The sequence below is a fragment of the Bartonella queenslandensis genome, from assembly GCF_018155095.1.
GTDB lineage: Bacteria > Pseudomonadota > Alphaproteobacteria > Rhizobiales > Rhizobiaceae > Bartonella > Bartonella queenslandensis_B.
Genome location: NZ_NAAI01000008.1, coordinates 21,265 through 44,674, shown reverse-complemented (window position 1 = coordinate 44,674; position 23,410 = coordinate 21,265). Strand labels below are relative to the sequence as shown.

Annotated in this window: 16 protein-coding genes; 13 read left to right on the top strand and 3 right to left on the bottom strand. The window is 39.9% G+C overall.

Annotated elements, in window-relative coordinates:
• The first annotated feature begins 750 nt into the window (after window positions 1-750).
• The 8 genes from B5V81_RS06480 to B5V81_RS06445 all read left to right on the top strand — a co-directional run bounded on the left by B5V81_RS06480 (window position 751) and on the right by B5V81_RS06445 (window position 12,471).
• Entirely contained in the window at window positions 751-2,958 is a 2,208-nt protein-coding gene (locus B5V81_RS06480) for a primosomal protein N' (protein ID WP_280528007.1), read from the top strand.
• A 1,589-nt stretch (window positions 2,959-4,547) separates the two neighbouring features.
• Window positions 4,548-5,132, top strand: a complete 585-nt coding sequence (gene atpH, locus B5V81_RS06475) for an ATP synthase F1 subunit delta (protein WP_212112737.1) — start codon at window positions 4,548-4,550, stop codon at window positions 5,130-5,132.
• A complete protein-coding gene (gene atpA, locus B5V81_RS06470; protein ID WP_212112736.1) occupies window positions 5,132-6,667 on the top strand; it encodes a F0F1 ATP synthase subunit alpha in 1,536 nt (511 codons plus the stop codon). The genes atpH and atpA overlap by 1 nt, the downstream gene beginning before the upstream one ends.
• Window positions 6,668-6,687: 20 nt before the next feature.
• Window positions 6,688-7,614, top strand: a complete 927-nt coding sequence (locus tag B5V81_RS06465; protein ID WP_212112735.1) for a F0F1 ATP synthase subunit gamma — start codon at window positions 6,688-6,690, stop codon at window positions 7,612-7,614.
• 19 nt (window positions 7,615-7,633) lie between these two features.
• Complete coding sequence (gene atpD / locus B5V81_RS06460; protein WP_212112734.1) at window positions 7,634-9,241, top strand: F0F1 ATP synthase subunit beta; 1,608 nt, start codon at window positions 7,634-7,636, stop codon at window positions 9,239-9,241.
• Window positions 9,242-9,366: 125 nt separating this feature from the next.
• Window positions 9,367-9,783, top strand: a complete 417-nt coding sequence (atpC, locus tag B5V81_RS06455) for an ATP synthase F1 subunit epsilon (protein WP_212112733.1) — start codon at window positions 9,367-9,369, stop codon at window positions 9,781-9,783.
• Window positions 9,784-9,807: 24 nt separating this feature from the next.
• Window positions 9,808-11,439: an MFS transporter gene (locus tag B5V81_RS06450; RefSeq protein WP_212112732.1), complete on the top strand. Its 1,632-nt coding sequence runs from the start codon at window positions 9,808-9,810 to the stop codon at window positions 11,437-11,439.
• 24 nt (window positions 11,440-11,463) lie between these two features.
• Complete coding sequence (locus B5V81_RS06445) at window positions 11,464-12,471, top strand: HlyD family secretion protein (RefSeq protein WP_212112731.1); 1,008 nt, start codon at window positions 11,464-11,466, stop codon at window positions 12,469-12,471.
• A gap of 465 nt (window positions 12,472-12,936) precedes the next feature.
• On the opposite strand, the gene B5V81_RS06440 is transcribed toward B5V81_RS06445, so the two are convergent.
• Window positions 12,937-13,224: a hypothetical protein gene (locus tag B5V81_RS06440; RefSeq protein ID WP_212112730.1), complete on the bottom strand. Its 288-nt coding sequence runs from the start codon at window positions 13,222-13,224 to the stop codon at window positions 12,937-12,939.
• 926 nt (window positions 13,225-14,150) lie between these two features.
• On the opposite strand from B5V81_RS06440, the gene ispG reads away from it, so the two are divergent.
• The 3 genes from ispG (at window position 14,151) to B5V81_RS06425 (ending at window position 17,381) form a co-directional block, all read left to right on the top strand.
• Window positions 14,151-15,392 (top strand): flavodoxin-dependent (E)-4-hydroxy-3-methylbut-2-enyl-diphosphate synthase, encoded by a 1,242-nt coding sequence (ispG, locus tag B5V81_RS06435; protein ID WP_212112729.1) that lies wholly within the window; start codon window positions 14,151-14,153, stop codon window positions 15,390-15,392.
• A 524-nt stretch (window positions 15,393-15,916) separates the two neighbouring features.
• A complete protein-coding gene (locus tag B5V81_RS06430) occupies window positions 15,917-16,066 on the top strand; it encodes a hypothetical protein (protein ID WP_212112728.1) in 150 nt (49 codons plus the stop codon).
• A 175-nt stretch (window positions 16,067-16,241) separates the two neighbouring features.
• Window positions 16,242-17,381 carry an MFS transporter gene (locus B5V81_RS06425; RefSeq protein ID WP_212112727.1) on the top strand — a complete coding sequence of 380 codons (1,140 nt, stop codon included), beginning with the start codon at window positions 16,242-16,244 and terminating at the stop codon, window positions 17,379-17,381.
• Between the two features lie 2,328 nt (window positions 17,382-19,709).
• Here the strand turns inward: B5V81_RS06425 and B5V81_RS06420 are convergent.
• The gene (locus tag B5V81_RS06420) at window positions 19,710-20,612 is read right to left on the bottom strand and encodes a polyprenyl synthetase family protein (RefSeq protein WP_212112726.1); all 903 of its coding nucleotides are present in this window, start codon (window positions 20,610-20,612) and stop codon (window positions 19,710-19,712) included.
• Between the two features lie 427 nt (window positions 20,613-21,039).
• Here B5V81_RS06420 and rpmF point away from each other — a divergent pair, with 427 nt between their 5' ends.
• Together rpmF and B5V81_RS09045 are read left to right on the top strand one after the other, a co-directional pair.
• On the top strand, window positions 21,040-21,219 hold the full coding sequence (gene rpmF, locus B5V81_RS06415) for a 50S ribosomal protein L32 (RefSeq protein WP_005774555.1): 180 nt from the start codon (window positions 21,040-21,042) through the stop codon (window positions 21,217-21,219).
• 1,421 nt (window positions 21,220-22,640) lie between these two features.
• Window positions 22,641-22,769, top strand: a complete 129-nt coding sequence (locus B5V81_RS09045) for a hypothetical protein (protein WP_280528004.1) — start codon at window positions 22,641-22,643, stop codon at window positions 22,767-22,769.
• A gap of 9 nt (window positions 22,770-22,778) precedes the next feature.
• Here the strand turns inward: B5V81_RS09045 and B5V81_RS06405 are convergent, their stop codons facing one another.
• On the bottom strand, window positions 22,779-23,363 hold the full coding sequence (locus B5V81_RS06405) for a CarD family transcriptional regulator (RefSeq protein WP_212112725.1): 585 nt from the start codon (window positions 23,361-23,363) through the stop codon (window positions 22,779-22,781).
• Window positions 23,364-23,410: the final 47 nt, after the last annotated feature.

Here is a 23,410-nt window from a genome sequence, read left to right as displayed (position 1 = left end):
GTCACACCTATCAGATAGCTTTGTTGAGAGACATACTTACGATATCATGTTGAATGCTTAATCGCGATGGACTTTATTTGCACAGAAGAATGGCGCTGTTTTTTTATTATAGGGGATGATGTTGTGTTCATGACTGGTGTTTTGGTGATGGAATAGCGTATGAAAAAGAATTTTTGTGAGAAAAATGTTTTTTCATAAAGACAATATATTGATTTATAATAATAATATATTGTTATTCAACTTGAATGAGAGTTTCGAATAACGTAAGCTTTTCTCATTCCAAGCCTGTTTTATGATTGAATCAATCAAAACCATTCGCTTGCATGTTACAAGCGGGATTAGTGTGTGGATAAAGTTTGTATAGACAAGAACTAAAAATGGCTCTTATGAACGTTCTCAAGTGCCAAGGGCTGTCGCAATACAAGGGGCTTGGCAAAGTGTGTGATGGTGCCAGATTGCTTCTCTTTCAAGTGTAAAGATGGAGGTGTTCAATGAATTTACCGTTATACTATTCACGGGCGCCGTTGTGAAATGGGTTTGGCTTCCTTAAGAGCGCTGTCGTGAAATGGGTTTGGGTGTTTTAAGAGATGTCTCTTTAAGGGAGAGTGATTGAATCCCGTAGTGAATTTTACTTGCAACGCGTTTTATATAAGAGTGTTTAAAGATAAGGTATAGATCTTTTGGTTCTCAAGATGATCGTAGACAAGATGACCGTAGACAAGGGCGGGGAATCGTAAATTGGTTAAGAAGATGAATTCAAACATGATAGAGGAAAAGATTGTCTCTGTATTGGTTCCTCTTCCTATTGCGCATGCTTATAGTTATAAAGTGTCGTCTTCTATGGAGGTGGAACTTGGTTCTTTTGTTCGGGTTCCTATTATGGGGCGTGAGCTTTGCGGTTTTATTGTGGATATTGGAGAGCAGACAAAGGATGGGCAACGGACTGCTTCGGTGGTGCGTGAAAAATTACGCTCTGTGCTTCATGTTTTTGATTGTCCCCCGTTAAAGGCAGAAATGATCACATTTTTGCGTTTTGTTAGTCGTTATACAATGACGCCTTTTGGTCTTGTTGCACGATTGGTTTTGTCTGTACCGGCTGCTTTAGAACCGGAAGCGCAGATGCTGGGGCTGCGCTATTGTGGTGGAAATGTGGAACGTCTTACACCGGCGCGGTCACGGATTTTGGAATTGGTGCGCAGTGAGAAGATATGGACACGTTCTGGTCTTGCACATGCGGCTGGAACTTCTGTTTCTGTTGTTGAAGGTTTAAAAGCGCTAGGAATTTTTGAAGAGGTGAAGGTTCCTGCGCCTGATCTTGTGGGCATGCCTGATCCTGATTTTTGTCCTCCTCAGTTGCAGGGCGCACAAAATAAAGCGGCAACATTGTTGCGGGAAGGTGTTTTATCTTCTCAGTTTCAAGTTTTTTTGCTTGATGGTGTCACGGGTTCAGGAAAGACGGAAGTTTATTTTGAAGCGGTCGCTCAAGCTTTCAAAGGAGGTAAGCAGGTTTTAATTTTATTGCCGGAAATTGCTTTAACACAGCAGTTTTTAGATCGTTTTTATGCACGCTTTGGCGCTGCGGCAGCAGAATGGCATTCCGACTTGACACCGCGTCGTAGAGAACGCGTCTGGCGACAAGTTGCAGAAGGGCGGGTACGTGTCGTTGCGGGAGCTCGTTCAGCACTTTTTCTTCCCTTTCACGCGCTTGGTTTGATTGTTGTCGATGAAGAGCATGATAGCGCTTATAAACAAGAAGAGCGCATTTTTTATCATGCGCGTGATATGGCGGTTGCACGGGGCTCTTTTGAGCATTTTCCTGTTATTTTATCCTCAGCCACTCCGTCGATTGAAAGCCAAGCCAATGTTTTAAAAGGGCGTTATCAAAAGTTGCATTTACCCTCTCGTTTCAAAGAAGTAGCCCTTCCACAGTTGCGGGTGGTTGATATGCGTCAAGGAGGGGTGCAAAAGGGACGCTTTATTTCCTTTGCTCTTGAAAGGGCTTTAAAACAAACGCTTGAGAAAAGTGAGCAGGCGCTGCTTTTTCTTAATCGCCGTGGTTATGCGCCTTTAACTTTATGCCGAGTTTGTGGACATCGTTTTCATTGTACCGATTGTTCAAGTTGGTTGGTCGAACATCGTGCGCAAGGGCAATTGAAATGTCATCATTGTGGATATCATCAACCCCTTCCTCAAGCCTGTCCTGAATGTGGAACATTAGATCATCTTGTGGCTTGTGGACCGGGTGTGGAGAGAATTGCAGAAGAAACAAAAGTGCTTTTTCCTCAGGCACGATCATTGATTCTTTCAACAGATCTCAAAGGGGGGATTGGACAATTGCGAAGCGAATTGCAAGCCATTGCCAATGGCGATGTGGATATTATTATTGGGACACAGTTGGTCGCTAAAGGACATCATTTTCCCAAGCTTTCTTTGGTTGGCGTTATTGATGCTGATCTTGGTCTTGCCAATGGTGATTTACGCGCTAGTGAACGTACCTTCCAGCTGCTTTCTCAAGTGACCGGAAGAGCAGGGCGTGTGGGATTGGAAAGTTTAGGATTATTGCAAACTTATCAACCCGATCATCCGGTTATAAAAGCTTTACTTTCATGCCAACCAGAGGATTTTTACACACGTGAGATTGCAGCACGCCAACATTATCATTTGCCTCCCTATGGGCGTCTTGCCTCTTTGATTGTGTCTGCACAACAGCGTCAAGCCGCAGAACATTATGCACGGGCACTCCGTCAAGCCGCGCCAAGGGAAAAAAATATCTCGGTTATGGGACCGGCAGAGGCACCTTTGGCTCTGGTTCGGGGACGTTATCGTTTTCGACTCTTATTGCAAGGTCAGCGCTCTTTTGATATCCAAGGGTTTATTCGTACAATGCTTAGCAATACCCCCAAAATGCCCAGTTCCGTTCGGGTTCAAATTGATATTGATCCGCAAAGTTTTTTTTAAAAATCAAATTTCTCTTTCAAGTGACTGGAAGAGCAGAGCGGGTAGGATTGGAAAGCTTAGGGTTATTGCAAGCTTATCAACCCGATCATCCAGTCATAAAAGCTTTCCTTTCATGCCAACCAGAAGATTTTTACATATGTGCGATTGCAGTACGGTCAGCATTATCATTTCCCTCCCTATTGGTGTCTTGCCTCTTTGATTGTGTCTTCTAAGTAGCATCAAGGAGCAGAGCATTATGCGCGGGCACTCCGTCAAGCGGCGCTACGGGAAAAAAAATATCTCGGTTATGAGACCCGCAGAGGCATTTCCATTATTAGGACAAGATATTGATTTATTAAGAGTTTTCACTTTTTATCTGTTCCAGATGAGGAAATTCTTATCGCGTGAAATTGTATAAAAAAGACATGGCTCTTATGAACTATTTCAAGTGTCAAGGGCTGTTGTAACATTGAGGTCGTGCGTGAGGGTGCTGGTTGGCTTTTGATCAAACGTAAAGATGTGGGCTTAATGAGGGGGCTATTATCGCATTCATGGGCGCTGTCGCGAAGTGAAGAAATCCTTACACTTTGTGTTACTTGCGTTCTTTAATGGGGGGAGATTTCCCATACAAAGCAGAACGTTCAAAATAGAATATACCCAAAACAGAATGTCATTATAGTTACCTTCATAGGCTTGTTTGAGCAGATATTTCTCAGAATTCTTGAATTCAGTTTATGATGTTGTTCGTGAATAATATAAATACTTTTATAAAGGTATAAGTTAGCACCATTATTGAGATTCTATAAGCTCTTGATACTTGAGTGTGTTTGTTTATAGGAAGTGTTTTGCTGTAATCGTTTTATCTTTCTTCTTTTACTTATGATGAAGCAAGAGAACGATTTTGATAAAAGGATTTTAAATGAGAGAATCTCACGATGTTGGGGGGCATATGAAATAAAAAGTGATGCATTATCCTTATAAATCAATGCATTTTATGCTTAAAAGTGTTTTCACAAAACAATATATTTGGACAATATACTTATTGAAATATTTTAAAAAGAGTGGGTATTTAAAGCAAAAGGATAATTTTTCTTAATTTTAAGGGGATATCCATTATCACTTCTTGATTATCTATTTGAAATAACAGATTTTTCAGTCGCAGTCGCAGTCGCAGTCGCAGTCGCAGTCGCAGTCGCAGTCGCAGTCGCAGTCGCAGTCGCAGTCGCAGTCGCAGTCGCAGTCGCAGTCGCAGTCGCAGTCGCAGTCGCTTCTCGCTTCTCGTTTCTTACTAAAGCTTTTCTAACGGCAAAGAACTTTTAAAGAAACATTGAGAGAGAATTTTTTTCAGAGAATGTTAAAAAGAAGCATAAAAAAAATCGTGACGCTATCACGCCGATTAAAAAAATCTTTTTCAAAAATATTTTGAATATTTTATTTAAAATTTTTAAAAAGCAGCGATTTGTGGTGTTGCGAGTCGGCTATGTCTATGCTAGAAACCGAATGGTTTTCGTTCTAGGTTTTAAGAAGAAGATTCTTAAAATTGGGAATGTCTGTTTCATTATAATCTGATAACTATCAGAGAGTCGCTCAAGGAAAAGAGGCGGTATTTCGTGTCGGATTCATTTTCTCTCATACCGCTGCCGTTGGTAGATCAACGTTATGCGCAAGCGTTTTTTAATTGCGTTCAAGAAGCAGGAAACGTTGAAAAGATTGAAAAGGCAGTGGAAGATTTTTTGTTTGTCTTAGAGCAAAATGAAGATTTAAAACGCTTCGTGCTCAGTCCGTTCTTTTCAGTCAAAGAGCAAATTAAGGTGATACAATCTGTTTGTGAAAACATCAAATTTACTGATAAAGAAGCAGGGCAGATTGTTGGTAATTTTTTACGCGTTATCGCAGCAAATCATAGGCTTAATGCTGTATTTGGTATTCTCCATGCTTTTCAGCGTTGTGTTGCACGCGCTCGAAGGCAAGTTACTGCACAAATTGTTTCTGCTCGCCCCTTAAGTTCTCAACAAAAACAAGAGTTGTGTGAGACTTTGGAAGGTGTCATTGGGGGAAAAGTTTTGCTACATATTATTGTGGATCCAACAATTCTTGGTGGATTAATCATTCGTGTCGGGGCGTTTCAAATTGATACGTCTCTTTTAACAAAATTGTCTTCACTTAAGCTTGCATTGAAAAAAGAGGTCAGCTGATGGATATTAGACCATCTGAAATTTCAAAAATTCTAAAAGAGCAAATCAAAAACTTTGACCAAAAAGCTGAGGTTTCAGAAATTGGTTGGGTCCTCTCTGTGGGGGATGGTATCGCTCGCGTTTATGGTTTGGATAATGTTCAAGCTGGGGAAATGGTTGCTTTTCCAAATGGTGTGCGCGGTATGGCGCTCAATTTGGAAGTCGATAATGTCGGTGTGGTCATTTTTGGCTCAGATCGCGATATTCGTGAAGGGGATTGTGTAAAGCGATTGGGAGCTATTGTGGATGTCCCTGTGGGACCCGCTTTGCTTGGACGTGTGGTCGATGCACTTGGAAACCCTATAGATGGTAAGGGACCTCTTAAGGAAACAGAGCGTCGTCGTGTTGATGTTAAGGCGCCCGCGATTATTCCGCGTCAGTCTGTGCATGAGCCAATGTCGACTGGATTAAAAGCTATTGATGCGCTCATCCCGATTGGACGAGGACAGCGTGAATTGGTGATTGGTGATCGCCAAACAGGAAAAACCGCGATTTTGCTCGATACATTTTTAAACCAGAAACCTTTTCATGAAAAAGGAGCTGAACGAGAGCAAGATAAAGTTTATTGTATTTATGTGGCGATCGGTCAAAAACGTTCAACGGTGGCACAATTCGTTAAAGTTTTGGAAGAACGTGGAGCTCTGGAATATTCTATTATTGTTGCCGCGACCGCTTCTGATCCGGCACCGCTGCAATTTATCGCTCCGCTTGCTGGATGTGCTATGGGTGAATATTTTCGTGATAATGGGCAACATGCTTTGATCGGTTATGATGACTTGTCAAAACAAGCGGTGGCTTATCGTCAAATGTCTCTTTTGTTACGTCGTCCACCCGGGCGTGAAGCTTATCCGGGAGATGTTTTCTATTTGCATTCGCGTCTTTTAGAACGGGCGGCAAAGCTTAATGCAGAAAATGGATCAGGATCTTTAACAGCTTTGCCAGTCATTGAAACGCAAGCAAATGATGTTTCGGCTTATATTCCTACAAATGTGATTTCGATTACAGATGGGCAAATTTTCCTAGAAACCAATTTGTTTTATCAGGGGATTCGTCCTGCTGTAAATGTGGGACTTTCCGTATCGCGTGTTGGTTCGGCAGCACAAATTAAGGCAATGAAACAGGTTGCCGGCTCGATTAAAGGTGAATTGGCACAATATCGCGAAATGGCAGCTTTTGCCCAGTTTGGTTCTGATTTGGATGCATCGACCCAGCGTCTGTTAAATCGGGGAGCTCGATTGACAGAACTTTTGAAGCAGCCACAATTTTCTCCACTCAAAACGGAAGAACAGGTGGTGGTTATTTTCGCGGGTGTAAATGGCTATCTTGATTCTCTAGCAGTTTCTGATGTCGCGCGGTTTGAGCAGGGGCTTTTAGTGCTTTTGCGGAGTGATTATCAAGATCTCTTAAAAGCAATTGCTGAGCAAAAGCAGATAACAGATGAACTGAAAGATAAGTTGATCACTGTCCTTAACACTTATGCGAAAAATTTTTCGTGATGAATTGATGGAATGCTTGAATGGCCTCATTAAAGGATCTTAGAGACCGTATCGCTTCGGTTAAAGCAACACAGAAAATTACCAAAGCTATGCAGATGGTTGCGGCAGCAAGGTTGCATCGTGCGCAAGAGGCAGCGCAATCGGCGCGCCCTTACGCGAAGAGGATGGCTGATATTTTAACCAGTGTTGCTGCTGATGTGGATGGTATTGATGCTCCGGCTCTTATGCGTGGTACGGGGCGCGATGATGTGCATCTCTTGGTGGTGTGTACTGCTGAGCGCGGTCTATGTGGGGCTTTTAATGTGCAAATTGCTCGTCGTGCCCGTGAGCAGATTAAAGCGCTGTTGGCCGCTGGTAAAATTGTAAAAATTATCACTGTGGGCAAAAAAGGTGCAGATATTTTATCACGTGATTACAAAAGCTTAATCATTGATCACATTGATTTACATGCTGTAAAACGAATTGGTTTTGCAGAGGCGATGATGATTAGTCAACGTATTGTTGATTTGTTCAATGAAGGCGCTTTCGATGTTTGTACGTTGTTTTACTCTGAATTTGTTTCCGTAATTAATCAGCGTCCAACAGCTTTTGGCTTGATCCCAATGGGGGCTCCAAAAGCAATTGTTGAGGAAACAGATGTTGTGGAGCCGAAAGAGACAAGCAAAAGTTCACAGCCGGTTGTTCATGAGACAATTGTTTATGAGTACGAACCTGATGCTGCTTCTCTTTTAGAGGCCCTTGTGCCACGCAATCTTTCAGTGCAAATCTTTCGGGCTTTACTTGAAAATGTTGCGGGTGAAATGGGGGCAAAGATGACAGCTATGGACAATGCATCACGCAATGCGGGTGAAATGATTAATAAATTGACGGTGGCTTATAATCGTCAACGTCAAGCACAAATTACGACAGAATTGATCGAAATTATTGCGGGCGCTGAAGCGCTTTAAATGGAAAAGGTAAAGATTGATGGCAAAAGCAGTAACCTCAAGTAAAGGAGCAGAAAAGAGTGAAAAAAAGAAACCAGCTGCTCGTTCCGGTGTGAAAAAAGACGCTTCAAAATCTCAAGTGGATGTAAAGACTTCTTCTGCGTCTGCGCGGAGTGCAGCTAAAGAGATGCCGGTGAAAAAAGAAGAGCGTGCAAAAGGCGCTGTTGGTGAGATCAAGCAGGTTATCGGTGCTGTCGTTGATGTGCAATTTGAAGGGGCATTGCCAAATATTCTCAATGCTTTGGAGACAGAAAATTTAGGCAATCGCTTGGTGTTAGAAGTTGCGCAGCATTTGGGTGAAAATACTGTGCGTACAATTGCGATGGATACGACCGATGGTCTCATGCGGGGACAAAAGGTCGTGGATACAGGCGCACAAATTAGTGTTCCTGTAGGAGAAGAAACATTGGGACGTATTATGAATGTGATTGGAGAGCCGGTGGATAATGTGGGACCAATCGCTTCAACCAAAACGCGTTCTATTCACCAAGAGGCGCCTGAATATGTTGAACAATCAACCGTTTCAGAGATTCTTGTCACAGGTATTAAGGTCGTGGACTTGTTAGCTCCTTATTCTAAAGGGGGTAAAATTGGCCTGTTTGGTGGAGCTGGTGTTGGTAAAACCGTGCTTATTATGGAGCTTATCAACAATATTGCAAAGGCACATGGGGGCTATTCCGTCTTTGCTGGTGTGGGAGAACGGACACGTGAGGGAAATGATCTTTATTACGAAATGATCGAAAGCCGCGTGAATGTGAATCCAAAAGAGAATAATGGTTCAACAAAAGGGTCAAAATGTGCGCTTGTTTACGGGCAAATGAATGAACCACCCGGGGCTCGTGCGCGTGTCGCTCTTTCAGGATTGACCATTGCAGAAAGCTTCCGTGATGAAGGACAAGATGTTCTCTTCTTTGTGGATAATATTTTCCGTTTCACACAAGCAGGGGCTGAGGTGTCTGCTCTTTTAGGACGTATTCCTTCTGCTGTGGGGTATCAGCCTACTTTGGCAACGGATATGGGGGCTTTGCAAGAACGTATTACCAGTACAAAAATAGGTTCTATTACTTCCGTTCAGGCAATTTATGTTCCTGCCGATGACTTGACGGATCCGGCGCCGGCAACGTCTTTTGCCCATTTGGATGCAACAACCGTTCTTTCGCGCTCTATTGCTGAAAAGGGAATTTATCCGGCGGTTGATCCGCTTGATTCTTTCTCACGTATGTTGGATCCATTGATCGTGGGGGAAGAACACTATACGGTCGCTTGTCAAGTGCAAACCATTTTACAACGTTATAGAGCGCTTCAGGATATTATTGCTATTCTTGGGATGGATGAACTTTCTGAAGATGATAAATTATTGGTGGGACGGGCGCGTAAAATTGAACGTTTCCTTTCGCAACCTTTCCATGTAGCGGAAGCCTTTACGGGTTCACCAGGTAAACTCGTTCCTTTGGAAGATACAATCAAAGGCTTTAAGGGACTTTGTGCTGGTGATTATGATGATTTGCCAGAAGCAGCTTTTTATATGGTTGGGTCGATTGATGAAGCCGTTGAAAAAGGAAAGCGTCTCATGGCAGAGGCTTCTTAATTGGAAGTTTCTTGTTAAAGAGAAATCTGTCATGAATATTTGTCATTAAAAAGGGCAAGTTGTTGGAAAAGATAAGGTGTTAAGGAAGGCGGCGAGTCCTTCTATCAGGTGTTGTGGAGACTTTTGTGGAAAACAATAGAGAAGAGCATTTTTTGTTTGAGCTTGTGTCGCCTGAAAAGATTGTGTTTTCAGAGCAGGTTGTGTCTGTTGTTCTTCCTTCAGCTTCAGGTTCTTTGACCGTTATGGCACATCATGCTCCCTTGGTGGCGAGCGTTGTGTTGGGGAGTGTTCGTGTTCGCACTTCTGCGGAAGAAAAGTTATTTGCTGTTTGCGGTGGTGTTGCAAATATTACCTTTTCGGGCTGCTCTTTATTGGTAGAGAATGTTGTCGCTGTTGAGCATCTTTCTTTTGATGTATTAGAACAGCAGATTTTGCAGGTTCAAGCAACCTTAAAGGGGGGAACGAGTGATGAGGACAATCCCAAAATCGAGGCTTTTTTCCAGCAATTGTCAGCTGATGGTTCTTCGTTGATAGAAGCGTAGCAGGGGTATACAGGAAAAGGTGACATGAGCGGAAAAAAAAGTACGGTTGTGTCTGCCAAGAGGGGCGGAAAACCTTTTCCTCGTCCTGGTCGTGTTTTTGCGGGACCTTTGCCGAAATGTTTTGTTTATATTTTTGCTTCTCTTATTTTGCAATGGGCTTATGGCTTAGGGGCTAATATTGTTCAGTCTAATATCGTCCATCTGACCGGAGATTTTCATGCAACTTTAGCTGAGACGACATGGTTGGTCGCAGCCTATATGGCGCCAAATGTAAGTGTGGCGATTATGTTGATTAAGATCCGCTATCAATTTGGATTACGTGCTTTTGCTGAACTGTCAATCCTTGGCTTCGTTTTGGTTTGTGCGTTGCAACTCTTTGTGACCGATTTGCGTTCTGCGTTGATTATTCGTTTTTTTGCTGGGATTGCGGCCGCCCCTTTGGCCTCGCTTGCGTTGCTTTATATGATGGAGGCTTTTGCTCCAGCAAAGAAGTTTACTGTTGGTCTTAGTTTGAATTATATGAATGCGGCTTTAGCAGCACCTTTATCTCGTTTGATTTCTCCTGATTTGCTAGAAAATGGTGGGTTTTCCAGTCTTTCAGCGTTGGAAATGGGATTGGTGCTTATCAGTTTGGTCTGTATCTATACTTTGCCTCTTACACCCGTGGTTCGCAGTAAGGTTATTCAAAAGTTAGATTGGATAAGCTATGGTTTGATTGCTCTTGGTCTTGGGCTCAATGCCGTGATTATGTCTGTTGGCATATTATATTGGTGGTATGAAGCGTCATGGATTGGTTGGGGGCTCGCGCTTGCTATTTTCTCTTTGGCTATTGCTATTATGATTGAGCTTAATAGAGAAAAACCGTTGATTGATCTGCGTTGGATTTTCAGTAAAGAGATGGTCCAATCTGTTTTTATTTTATTTATCTTTCACGTTTTCTTGTTAGAGAGGTCAAGTTTACCCGTAGGGTTTTTTAATCTTTTTGGTTTGCTTAATCGTGAGATGGCGCCCATGTATTTTGCGGTGATATTGGGGATTCTGTTAGGGGGGGCTGTTTGTGTCTTTTTTTTACGGGCGGGGCGTGAGGATTATTTTTATTTGTTATCTTTGGGGTGTTTGGCACTTGGTGCTTATTTAGATAGTCGTGTCAATCATTTAACGTTGCCTAAAGATATGATGTTGAGCCAAGGGTTGGTGAGTTTTAGTTATGCACTTTTTTTGCCTCCTGCTCTTTTCAAAGGGTTTGTGATCGCTGGTGAGCGAGGGCCGCGTTATGTTTTGAGTTTTATTGCTGTTTTTTTGCTAACGCAAGTCACTGGGGGATTGATGGGATCAGCTTTTTTTGGAAGCCTACAGTTTTATTTTGCCCATAAAAACTTTGAGTCCTTAACACAAAATATTGTTGTGACTGATCCGCTTATTTCTGGTGAGATGAATACTTTATTTTCGCCTTCTTATGGTGCTTTTGTTCCCCATAGCTTTGGGAGTGAGCAGGGCACTTCTCTGTTGATAGAGAAATTTAAATTAACAGCAAATATTTTTGCCTATGATGACGTTTTTCGGCTTTATTTTTATATTTCAATGGCTGTATTCGTTGTTTTTCTTGTCACAATGGTTGTTAAGTCATGCTCTATGCGTGCATTAGAAAAAAAGTGATGCCATAGAAGAGGGGTGCAAAAAATGATAAAAGCGTTACGGTCAAAAGCTACGATTATTGCATTCCTGTCGGGTATTATGGGTGTTTTACTGATTTTGTGGGCTTGGAGACTTCCTCCTTTTGTGAGTAACATTCAGATGACGGATAACGCTTCCATTAAGGGCAATGTTACTCTGGTGAGTTCGCAGATCTCTGGGGTAATCGCACGGATTTATGTGCAAGATTATCAACGCGTTGAAAAGGGAATGCTGCTCTTTGAGCTTGATGATTCTCTTTTGCGTCAGCAGCTTGCACGAGCACAGGCTGTTCTCGATTCAAAAAATGCAAAATTAGCTAGTATTGAATTGCAAGCTCAGATTTTACAGGGAGAAGTTAATGCTGCAGAAGCAGAATTAGCGCGTTCACGAGCATTCTCTAATGTGGTTCCTAATAGTAAAAAGTTAGGCTTTAGTGATGCAGCAAGTTCTGTTTCGCGTCCTATTTCACAACTCTTGGCGGCACTGGAAACAAAACGACAATTGCAAAAACAATTAAATCTTGAACGGCAAAGTTTACAGTCAGAAGTTGCAGGAGCAAAGGTGAGTGTTGAGTTGGCAAAACTTAATCTCGATCATACAAAGATTTTATCGCCTCGAACAGGCTATATCGGATTGGTTGGCGCTAGAGTAGGGCAATATGTTATGCCGGGAACGCAATTGGTTTCCGTGATTTCTGATGATATTTGGATTATTGCTAATTATAAAGAAACGCAACTTTCTCAGATGCGTGTGGGACAACCGGTTGTTTTTTCTGTTGATGCATTGAACAATAAAAAATTAACAGGGCGTGTGGTTCGTTTTGCTCCAGCAACAGGCTCAGAGTTTTCATTATTAAAAACGGATACAACGATTGGTAATTTTATTAAAATTGCGCAACGTATTTCGGTACGTATTGCTTTAGATCCTGGTCAGGAAGGGGTTGAAAAGCTCATTCCTGGGATGTCTGTGGTTACGTATGTGGATACTTCGCAGCGGGTCGATTCTGGAGGGTAAAATTTTGGGTTTTTTGAGTTTAATTTTTATACCATTTTCTTATAGCAAGTGGGCGTTCACTTTAGAAGATTTCGTTTGGTTTGTTATGATACATCTCTTAAAGCTGTTAAAATTCTCATTTATCATGATGTAAAATAATGTTCTAAAGAACATTAAAGCGCATGCCTTTTTAATCACTTTCATTTTTTTGACATAACTTCAATAGAAGGGGGATTGATGAGGTTTTGCTATCGTTCCTCGCAACAGTCTTCTTTGAGGTGTGTTGGTGTGGGGCGCGCCATGCGTGGAAAGAGGGTGTTGTGCTAATGAAAAGCTGGATGATAGACTGATGAGGTAGAAAATTTATCCTTTGACGAGATTAGAAGACGTACAGTTAAGGGGAAGAACGTATAAGTATTGTGCTTTATCAGTGATGAAAAAAATGCCCGCTTTGAGTCGGGCATTAAAAGTGGGAAGTTATTGGTATTAGTAATTTTTGCGGATCAGCAAGAAGCTTGCCAAAATAACTCCAGCAGCTAGTGCGAGGGTTTTTTTAGGGTTTTCTTTCGCTTTTTTCTTTAATTCTGTTGCATGTTCGTTGAGATGGTAAAGTGCGTGACGACCCTTTTGTTTCCACGTGTTCAATAGTTCAGAAATGTTTTCAAAGCTATTATTTTGAGAACTCCAGTGATTTACGGGGACGAGCTCTCTTTTTAATTGTGCAATACGTTTTTTGATTTTAGCATTTTTGGCGTTGGTTGAAAACAGATACATCTGTAGACTCCTTCATCTATTAAATTGTTGCATGATCGTTAGAATTATGTTTGGGGTTTTGCTATAACGGCTTAAAATTTGAAAAGTTGCATTGATTATGCTGCTTGGGGATGGGGGGAAAATTAAGCGTTTGGGTTTAATAAGAATTTTCTTAGCGAGTTCGTGTTCATTTCATGATGAGGGATGTGAAGGATATAGGGTAAAATCTCCTGCAAAGAATAATCCCTTGTAAAGGCTATCAAGCGCGTTGCGTATCCTCATCTTTATTTCATAAAGGTATCAAGTTGGTCGTTTCATTTTCTTGTGCTTGTTTCAAAGTTCTTATGCTTATTTCAAAGTGTTGTGATCGCTTTTGGAGACAGTTCTTCCAAGAATTTTCACTTTTTTCATTTTTATCTCCATGGTTGCTGGTGATCTGGAAGGGGGATGGTTTTGATTGATGATGAACAGATCTGAAATGAGAGAAGCTTACGATGTTTCGGCTTCTCGTCAAATTTGTAAAATAAATGATTATAAATCAATATGTTGTCTTAATTTGATGATATATTTCGTGCGCTTTTTTACATTTTTTAAAATTGTACTTTCATAAGCGTTATCTATTGTGTTGTAAAATATTCTTCTTCGATGACTTTGATGTAAGGTATAGGTATGCAACTTAAAAATAGAGTTTTATCTCTGTCTGATTTCAGTTTCTTTTTGAAGCAACCAAGTGTAAAAGTGTGAAGGTGAACAGGACTGTTAGGACTTATCCGAGGTATCTGTAAAATGAATCTCTCTTATGAGCTGAATTGCATCAGGGAGTAACAGGTGAAACTTAAAGCAATCTGTTAAGATTTATGGAGGGTGTCGTTTTCGTCTTTTGAGGCGCGGAGGAGGTCGATGTAAATGATGATTGATAGTGCAGGTTTTAAAAATTTGAGGACTTGATGAGCACGACCTATTCTTTGTCGAAACCTCTTGAGCGTCGTCGCTCTGTTGGTGTTGCTGTTGGTGATGTGATGGTTGGGGGGCAGAACCCGATCGTTGTACAGTCAATGACGAATACAGATACTGCTGATGTTGATGCAACTGTTTCTCAAGTGGCTGCTCTTTGGCAAGCAGGTTCACAATTGGTTCGGATTACTGTTGACCGTGATGAAGCGGCGGCAGCTGTACCAAAAATACGCGAGCGATTGGAAAGATTAGGACTTTTTGTTCCATTGGTTGGGGATTTTCATTATATTGGCCATAAGCTTTTATCAGAGCATCCGGCGTGTGCTGAGGCACTTGCAAAATATCGCATCAATCCTGGAAATGTAGGGTTTGGTGCAAAAAAAGATCGTCAGTTTGCAGAAATTATTGAGATTGCTTGTCAGCACCATAAACCTATTCGCATTGGCGTGAATTGGGGGTCGCTTGATAACGCGTTGTTAACACAGCTTATGAATGAAAATGCACAGAAAGAAAATCCTTTATCTGTGGCTGAAGTGATGCGAGAAACTGTTGTGCAGTCAGCTTTGCTTTCGGCTGCTTTAGCAGAAGAGTTAGGTTTGGGGCGTGATAAAATTATTCTTTCTGCTAAAGTGAGTGATGTTCAAGATCTTATTGCTGTCTATATTGCCTTGGCAGAGCGTTGTGATTATGCTCTTCATTTGGGATTAACGGAAGCTGGGATGGGAACAAAGGGGGTTGTCGCCTCGTCAGTGGCTTTGGGTATTTTATTACAGCAAGGAATTGGTGATACGATACGCATTTCATTAACCCCTGAACCTGGTGGGGATCGAACACGAGAAGTAAAAGTAGGGCAAGAACTTTTGCAAGTTATGGGGTTTCGACAATTTTTGCCTGTTGTTGCTGCTTGTCCTGGATGTGGTCGCACGACCTCGACAGTGTTTCAGCAATTGGCACAAAAAATTGAAGCGGATTTACACAAAAATATGCCCGTTTGGCGTGAAAAATATCCTGGGGTTGAAAGTTTAAAGGTCGCTGTGATGGGATGTATCGTCAATGGACCCGGGGAATCAAAACATGCTGATATTGGAATTTCATTGCCTGGCGTGGGTGAAAGTCCAGCGGCACCTGTTTTTATCGAAGGAAAAAAAGTAAAAACCTTGCGTGGTGATCACATTGCTGAAGAATTCGAAGAGCTTTTGAGTGATTATATTCATACACGCTTTGGACAGGGTTAAACAATGATACAAGGTTGAGGTGAAGAGAGGCGCGTTATTTTAAAAAAATAAGGTCGCCATTTCACGATAGCCTTGATGAATGCTATAAGGATAAAATTTTTATGAAGTTTATCAAACTTATAGAATACCTCCATCTTTTAAGTTTAATAAAAGAGCACAAGCTGGGGCTGTATCACGCACTTTGTATCACGCACTTGGGGGGAGGGCTGCTCTTATATAGTTCTTAATACTTGAGATAGCTTATAAGAGGCATTTTAATCTTTGCTTGTAAAGTTTTGACTCATATGCCACCTCTGCGCTTGTGAAAGGTAAATCAGTGATTTAAATTGATACACCTATGAGAGGGTATATGATGAAAGAATCTTACAATATTCAGGATGCTCATTCGACATGCAAAACAATGAATACTTTTTATATCAATCAATGTGTTGTTGTGATACGCTGCTGTGGATACGGTGAAAGCTATTGGACTGCTTATTATCTCAAGTAAAACCAGATGTTATGCGTGTGTGAATCAGAAGCCTGTGACCGATATCGATGCGTTTGAGTTTGTTAAAAATCTCAAGAAAAATGAGACGAATACTTTGAATCGATCCGTAAATGTTGTTGCTGGTTCTTTGGCGGTTCTTGAAGCAATGAAATATTTAATGGATTTTGAAAATATCCAATTATAGAAAGAACATTATTTACTCATTTTTCCGTCATTTTCGGGCATTTTTCCAGCTATAAAATTGATAGGACTGAAGATCCTTATAGCGGTTATTGCCCTATTTGTCATAAAATGTAAGCTTTTATATCGATCTAAAATGATGTATACGGGTGCCTTTTTTGGCGCTATTGGGGGAATGCATGACAAGTATATTAGCCTTTGGCTTTTTATTTAATGGTATAAGAATTTTAACAGGTGCCTTTATTGTCTTTTATATGCTGGAAAAAGGCTTAACGCTTATTGATATTGGGATCATTAAGTCATTTCAGGCTTTTATTATGATGGTGACCGACATTCCTCTGGGATATTTTGCTGATCGAAAAAGTTATAAAATATCGATTGTTTTGGCAGCGGCTTTTGCAGCTATATGGCTCTTTCTTATGGGCGTTTCTACAAGCTTTTATGGTTTTCTTTTGGCAGAAGCTTTTAATGCAGTGTCGTTGACATTGATTGCGGGGGCTTATAACGCTTTACTTGTGCAATATGCAAAAGCAAAATTGACATCGACTAAAAAGGTGCTGGGATCGAGTTCTCAATATAATTATATTGGCATGTTTATCTTTAGTTTGATCGGTGCCTATTTTGCTGATTATTCAAGCCAATATATATGGTATATCGCGGCATTTTTAATGTTGATGACAACACTCTTTGGTTTGTTTTTTCTTGATGACCTTAAAGGACAGAGAAAACCAAGTCATGGAAATTCTCTTCAGAAAAATTCTCTCATTTGTGAAGCTAAAGAGATGGTCTCTATTTTTGTTAAAGTTCCTTATATCTCTTTATGCTTTTATTTTTCATTGATTTTTTTCAATATATTTTCGCAATATTGGCAGTGGATCTTTAAAGATTATCATATTCATGTCACTTATTTTGATCTTGGGGTGACATTTTCACTGATATTGCTCTCTCAGCTTCTGGCTAGTGTTCTCTTTACCAAACTAAGCGAGACGATAAATTTTGTTTTATTGTTGTTTCTTTCAGTTTCCATGATTTTTACAGTCGCTTTTTTTGAATCAAGAAAAGAAATTGCTGTCATTTTAGTCTGTATGATTTTTTATCTCATTAAGTACACCTATCTTCGTGTGGAAGTTATCCTCCATGATTGTATTAGCGATCGTTTTAGGGCTACATACGAGTCTTTCTTGTCAACCGTTGGAAGATTGAGCTTATTGGTATTTTTTTACATGAGTGCATCTATGGTTAATATATTTGGCTTTTTCTCGCTCGTTTATATTTTTGCTGTTTATTTATTGATTTACTTGTTGGCAGTATTTTTTTGAGATGAAAATCTCAAAAAAGTTCAGTGAAAATAGTAACTTATTATTATACGAGTTTTATGGGGTGTTATAGCGCGTTAAGCTTTTGTTTGAGTTCCATTATTGTTTTGCATGTTGAATGAGAAAGCTAAATATGGTCCGTTCTTTTTATTGCAAATCTATGTTTGTTCAATCAATAAAAATCATGCCTTTTGCACTTTACAAAGAGGAATGGACAAAGAGGAATGGTGTAAAAATCATTTAAAAAAGAAGTTTCTTCTTATGAACATTGTGCCAAGAGTTTCTAACAAGATTGGAAAGGAGCCAAGAAAATGATTATGCTGGATTATGCTCTTGTTCAAGGAATGGTGGAGGTACCCATTCAGTCAATGGGGTCGTATATAAAATATTTTTATTCTCACTTGTTATTTGCCGGCCAATATCTCGCTAAATTGTGCTTATTCAGTGGTGAAAGTTCATAGCTCCAGATGAATGCCCTGATGATCGATTTTGTTGTTGGTATCGTTAGTGGGTTCTATTTCCTTTTAAAATATGTTGTCAGATAATCCCATATTTCATTCTGGATATTTTATCTTTGGTTGCAGCGATAGCTCTGTATTGTCTGATGTCATAAAATATTCTTAGATAATAAACCTATTTATGGAGACTTTGAATGATATCCCTTCTTTGTGAGAGGAAATAAAACCAAGTGCGTGGCATAGTGTTGCGTACAATTTGCTCCATATAAGCCACAAAACAACCATACAGATTGATGTATTTGATAGGACGCAGTGTAGCCCAAAAAATATGGTTATTAAAAGGTTAAAGCGATGAAATCGTTATCCATAACGCCTCTTATAACATTGATAACTCTTTGTTAATTTATTGCGCGGTGATTATAATGAAGGGATATCAGCAGACATGTTACTTAATGTCATAAGCAGTTTGCTGAATGACTATAATTGGAGAGAAAGCGATTTTATCTGGGCTTATAATATGTCTATGAACTCTAAGGATCCCATGATTGATTATACGAAAAAATTTCTTAATTCTTCAAGTGGAAATGGCATGAGTTCCAAAGCACAAATTATTGATCTCGTGTCGAATATGAGAACCGATAATGATGAAAACACGAAACAAATAGCGCGTTTTTGCATAGAGCTCCACACGATATATGACATGATGCAACCCAAGAGGAATTTCTAAAGAACATTGAGTGAGCCAATGAAAGATATTCGATGGTTATGATATAATTGGTTATCACAATATTTTCTTAGTCTTATTGCATATTTTTACATGATGGCCATATTTTCCAGCTTTGGAAACGGGTTTGGGTTTGGTTATATTGATGCTCTTCATCTTTATGAAAAAATTTCACTTAAAGGAAGAAATTTATTCTTAGCTTGAAAAAAATCCTTTAATTATCCGTAAAATACTGTCGTTTAAGGCGTGGTGATGTGAAGAGATTTAAATTTTACATGCAATATTAAGTGCGTGATGAATATTCTTCAGTCTTGTTTGTTGAGCCTTTTATCAGTAAACCATAAAACAGCCGTAAGCTTCTGCTTTAAGAATCTAGATTATTTATAAATTGGTACTGGTGGGAAGCCTTGCTCTTTGAAATGTGGGGAGAGGGCACAAATTGCTTTATTATATAGAATAATAAAGACTTCCCTTTTTGTTGTAAGAATTATGCTCTGTTTAATTTTTTTATGCAATGAATTGAATAAATACGATAAAGAGCGTAACAAATTGAAGAATTATAGTGATGCTTATTAAACTATAGCTATTATATACTTTTGTAAAAGTGGTTCTGTTTTTCAAAAGCGCAAATCGGCACCATCCTCACTTCCCAATGATTTTGCGACAGTCCTTGGCACTTAAGAAGGTTTATAAGAGGTATTTTACCCTTTCTTGTACAGCTTTTATCCAAAGGCTGCTCTCGCTTGTGTCGACAGGTAAGTGATTCTCATGGATTCAATATGAGAGGCTATGTGATGAGAAGATCTTACGATATTCAGCATTGTTATGATTCAAATTAAAATATTATAAATCAATGCGTTGAATGCGTATTTTTTTAAGTTTTTTCTTTTGTTCTTTAGGCATTCTTCATGCAAAATAGAATGTCCAGAGTGCACATGTTTTATAAATTCATGCGCTTGTTTTAATGAAGCCCTTTTAAGGTTTTTCACATCCGTTTAATGGTGGCATTTAATGAGCGGCATTTAATGATGAAACCAATAGTATAATGTGGATTAATGGTAAGGTTTTTTGAAAAATTTATTGTACACTTAACAAAAAGGATGGTGTACGATAGGTACAATAGGGCGGAGTGTAATCGGGCAGATGAAGTTAATTTTTGCGTGTTGCACTAAAGCGGGCAGCTTGTTGGAGCGGGAGTGCTTTGGCGTCAAAAGGGTGTAAGAGGGCTTCTGCTTTTGTGATGAGCGCATCTCGCTTTTTTTGGGTTTCTTCAATGCCATAAAGACGAACAAAAGTTGCTTTTTGTGCCGTTTCATCTTTCCCAGCGGTTTTGCCTAGGGTTTGCGTGTTTGCGGTGACATCAAGAAGATCATCGGTTAATTGAAAGGCTAAACCAAGATAGCTCCCAAAAGCAGCCAATTTTGTCGATAGTTCTTTGGAGGCATTGCCAATGATGGCGCCTGCTTGGCAAGCAAAGCTTATTAAGGCGGCTGTTTTCATGCGTTGTAGTGTGATGATGTCAGTACTCTCTTGCGGTCTTTTTTCAGCTTCAAGATCCAACATTTGTCCCCCTAGCATACCACCAAGCCCAGCTGATTGTGCAAGAGCTGTAATCAATTTTATTCTCATATCTGGAGAGAGTGCATTCGCTTTATGAGCAATGATTTCAAAGGCAAATGTCAAGAGGGCATTGCCTGCTAGAATTGCTGTTGCTTCATCAAATTCTACGTGGACGGTGGGTTTCCCGCGTCGGAGTGTATCGTTATCCATGGCCGGAAGATCATCGTGAATGAGCGAATAACAGTGAACACATTCTAAGGCACATGCAACATCAAGAGAATGTTCTACAGGGATATCAAAAAGCGCCGCACTTTGAATCACAAGAAAAGGACGCAGACGTTTTCCACCGTTTAGCACCCCATAGCGCATGGCTTTGATTAAGTTTTCAGGGCGTGAAATTTCACCATTTTGGATTTGATCACTTAACAGTATGTTCAGTCGACTTTCAACGGTGTGGCTATGTTTGGCAAGAAGGGTGGTAAATTCGTGCATTCTTGCTTCCTTTGTTTTATAAAAATGAAATTATGAAGTTCAAAGAGAGATGCTGTCGCTTTTTCTTGTTTTCGTCAATTTGTGTAGGTTTCTATTAAAAATCAATTCCTCCCCATTATGCGTCTGTCTACTGTATGCGTAAATCCCTTTTAAAGCCAAATAAAAAAATTAAATACTCGTCTTATGAAAATGTTTTCATTGCTGTATAAAATTTACAAACTTTGCGGTGCTTTTGATATGCACTTGGGTATTGTGACACCATTTTTGATAAAAGGATGGTTATTTTTGCAAAGAGGAGGATCATTTTGACATTGCCTCTTCTTCTTTATCAGTGTATAGTGCCTCAAAATTTTATGGTGTTTTTAAATGAAGCATTGTCATTTTTGGCATTGCTTTTTCTGTTTTAATGGATTTGGAGTGTCTTTTTATGGCTGTACCTAAACGAAAAACCTCTCCAGCGAAGAGGGGCATGCGCCGTTCGGCTGATGCTCTGAAGGCGCCAACTTATATCGAAGATAAAAATTCTGGTGAATTGCGTCGTCCTCATCACATTGATTTGAAAACGGGAATGTATCGTGGACGTTCCGTTCTCGTGGTTAAGGACTGAGTGTTTTTATTTTTCTTCTGCGCTGGTAAGTTTCTTTGATTCATCGGTGAATGCACGCTCAAGAGTGTGCATTTTCGCTTTAAGCTGGCGGTTGAGGTATCCTTGTGTCGCCCTCATGCCATTGATTTGAAAGCGAGAATGTATCGTGGACGTTCCGTTCTCGAGGTTAAGACTTTAGTATTTTTATTTTTCTTCTGCGCTGGTAAGTTTCTTTGATTCATCGGTAAATGCACGCTCAAGAGTGTGCATTTTCGCTTTAAGCTGGCGGTTGAGGTATCCTTGTGTCGCCCTCATGCCATTGATTTGAAAACGGGAATGTATCGTGGACGTTCCGTTCTTGAGGTTAAGACTTTAGTGTTTTTATTTTTTTTCTGCGCTGGTAAGTTTTTTTGATTCATCGGTGAATGCACGCTCAAGAGCGTGTGTTTTTGCTCTAAGGTGGCGGTTAAGGTATCCTTGTGTCGTCCTCATTTCCTTGATTTGAAAGCGGGAATGTATCGTGGATGTTCCATTCTCGTGGTTAAGACTTTATTGTTTTTATTTTTTTTCTGCGATAGTAAGTTTCTTTTGGTTCATCGGTGTATGCATGGGGGCTGCTTTTCCTTGAATAGAGGGTAATAAGATTTTGCTGTAGAACAATGATTCTATTGTGGAGGATGTTTTTCTTGTTTTCTTGAAAGGCGATAAAGGATTGCTTGTGCGCAGTGTCTTTTATAATGGTTTTGTCAAGAGCTTGGGTATCGATATAAGTTTGTTCAGTTATGGAATCATTTTTCTTAAAAATATTTTTAAAGAGCTGTATTCTATTTTATCACTCTTTTATGGGATCATAACCATCATGTAAAATAAAACGCTTCAAACGAAATATACTTGTGTTGTACATCCAACGCGTTTTTTTTAAAGGAATCTCTCTCAACGTGTTTTTCAGCTCATTTCGCGATGGCGCTTCGTGAATGGTATAACCATAACGCCCCATGAAATGAGATAAAATTGATTTACTCTATCTTTAGGATTCCTGAAAGAGCAAGCGAGCACCGTCATACATTCTGCTAGCTCTCAATGTTTCAACAACCCTTGGTTCTTGAAGCGGTTCATAAGAGGTATGCCTTTTTGGTAAAGCTTTATTCCTATGTCCCCGTTTGTAAGAGATAAGCAAGCGCCTTTGATTGATTCAACGTAGAATAGGTTGGAAATGAGAGAATCTTACGATATTCGAGGTTTTCATTCAATATGGAAAAACGATAAACTATCTTTATAAATCAATATATTGAATTGAATGTGACGTATAAGGAAGTCATTTTAATGATTTGATGTAAGAGAATCTTCCTGTATTTAGACTTATGATTGAATATAAAGAATGACCTATTATGACAATTAAGTAATGAGCTATTTATGAAGTAAAGCGCATGAAGTGGTGGCAGATGGAATTTGTTGAAAAGCTAGATTATTTATTGGTGCTGGTTAAAAACTCTGTCCTTGAGCCTGCAGAGGATGATAAAAAAATAAAACCAGCTTTTTGCTGGTTTTATCAAAATATCTTGTTGTTATGAAAGAGTGTATTATGCAGCGTAGACAGTTTTGCTGTTTTCAACTGTCTCTTCTCTCTCAGTTTTAAATTCGCGTTTTGGCTTGTTGGAGAGATGCATCTCTATGAGATTGATAGCTTCTGTTTCAGAAAGACTATTAATAACCGCAATTTCGCGAGCCATTCTTTCCAGAGCAGCGGTATAAAGTTGACGCTCAGAGTAGGATTGTTCGGGCTGTAGGTTAGAGCGAAAAAGATCACGGACCACTTCAGCGATACAAATAAGATCTCCTGAGTTGATTTTAGCATCATATTCTTGAGCACGGCGTGACCACATGGTTCGTTTAACGCGTGCTTTTCCGCGTAAAACTTTTAAAGCACGTTCAACGGAATCACCAGCAGATAATTTACGCATTCCAACGGAAAGGGCTTTTGCAATGGGGACTTTGACATCCATTTTATCTTTCGCAAAATGGATGACAAAAAGTTTTAATTTATGTCCTGCAACTTCTTGATCTTCAATTGCTATAATTTGTCCCACGCCATGCGTGGGATAGACAATATATTCAGAGGTTGCAAATTCTTTAGTCTTGGAGGACGTTCCATGTTGGGATGCCATATTTTAGTTTACTCCCTTATGATCAACAAATGCATCGGAAAACAGGT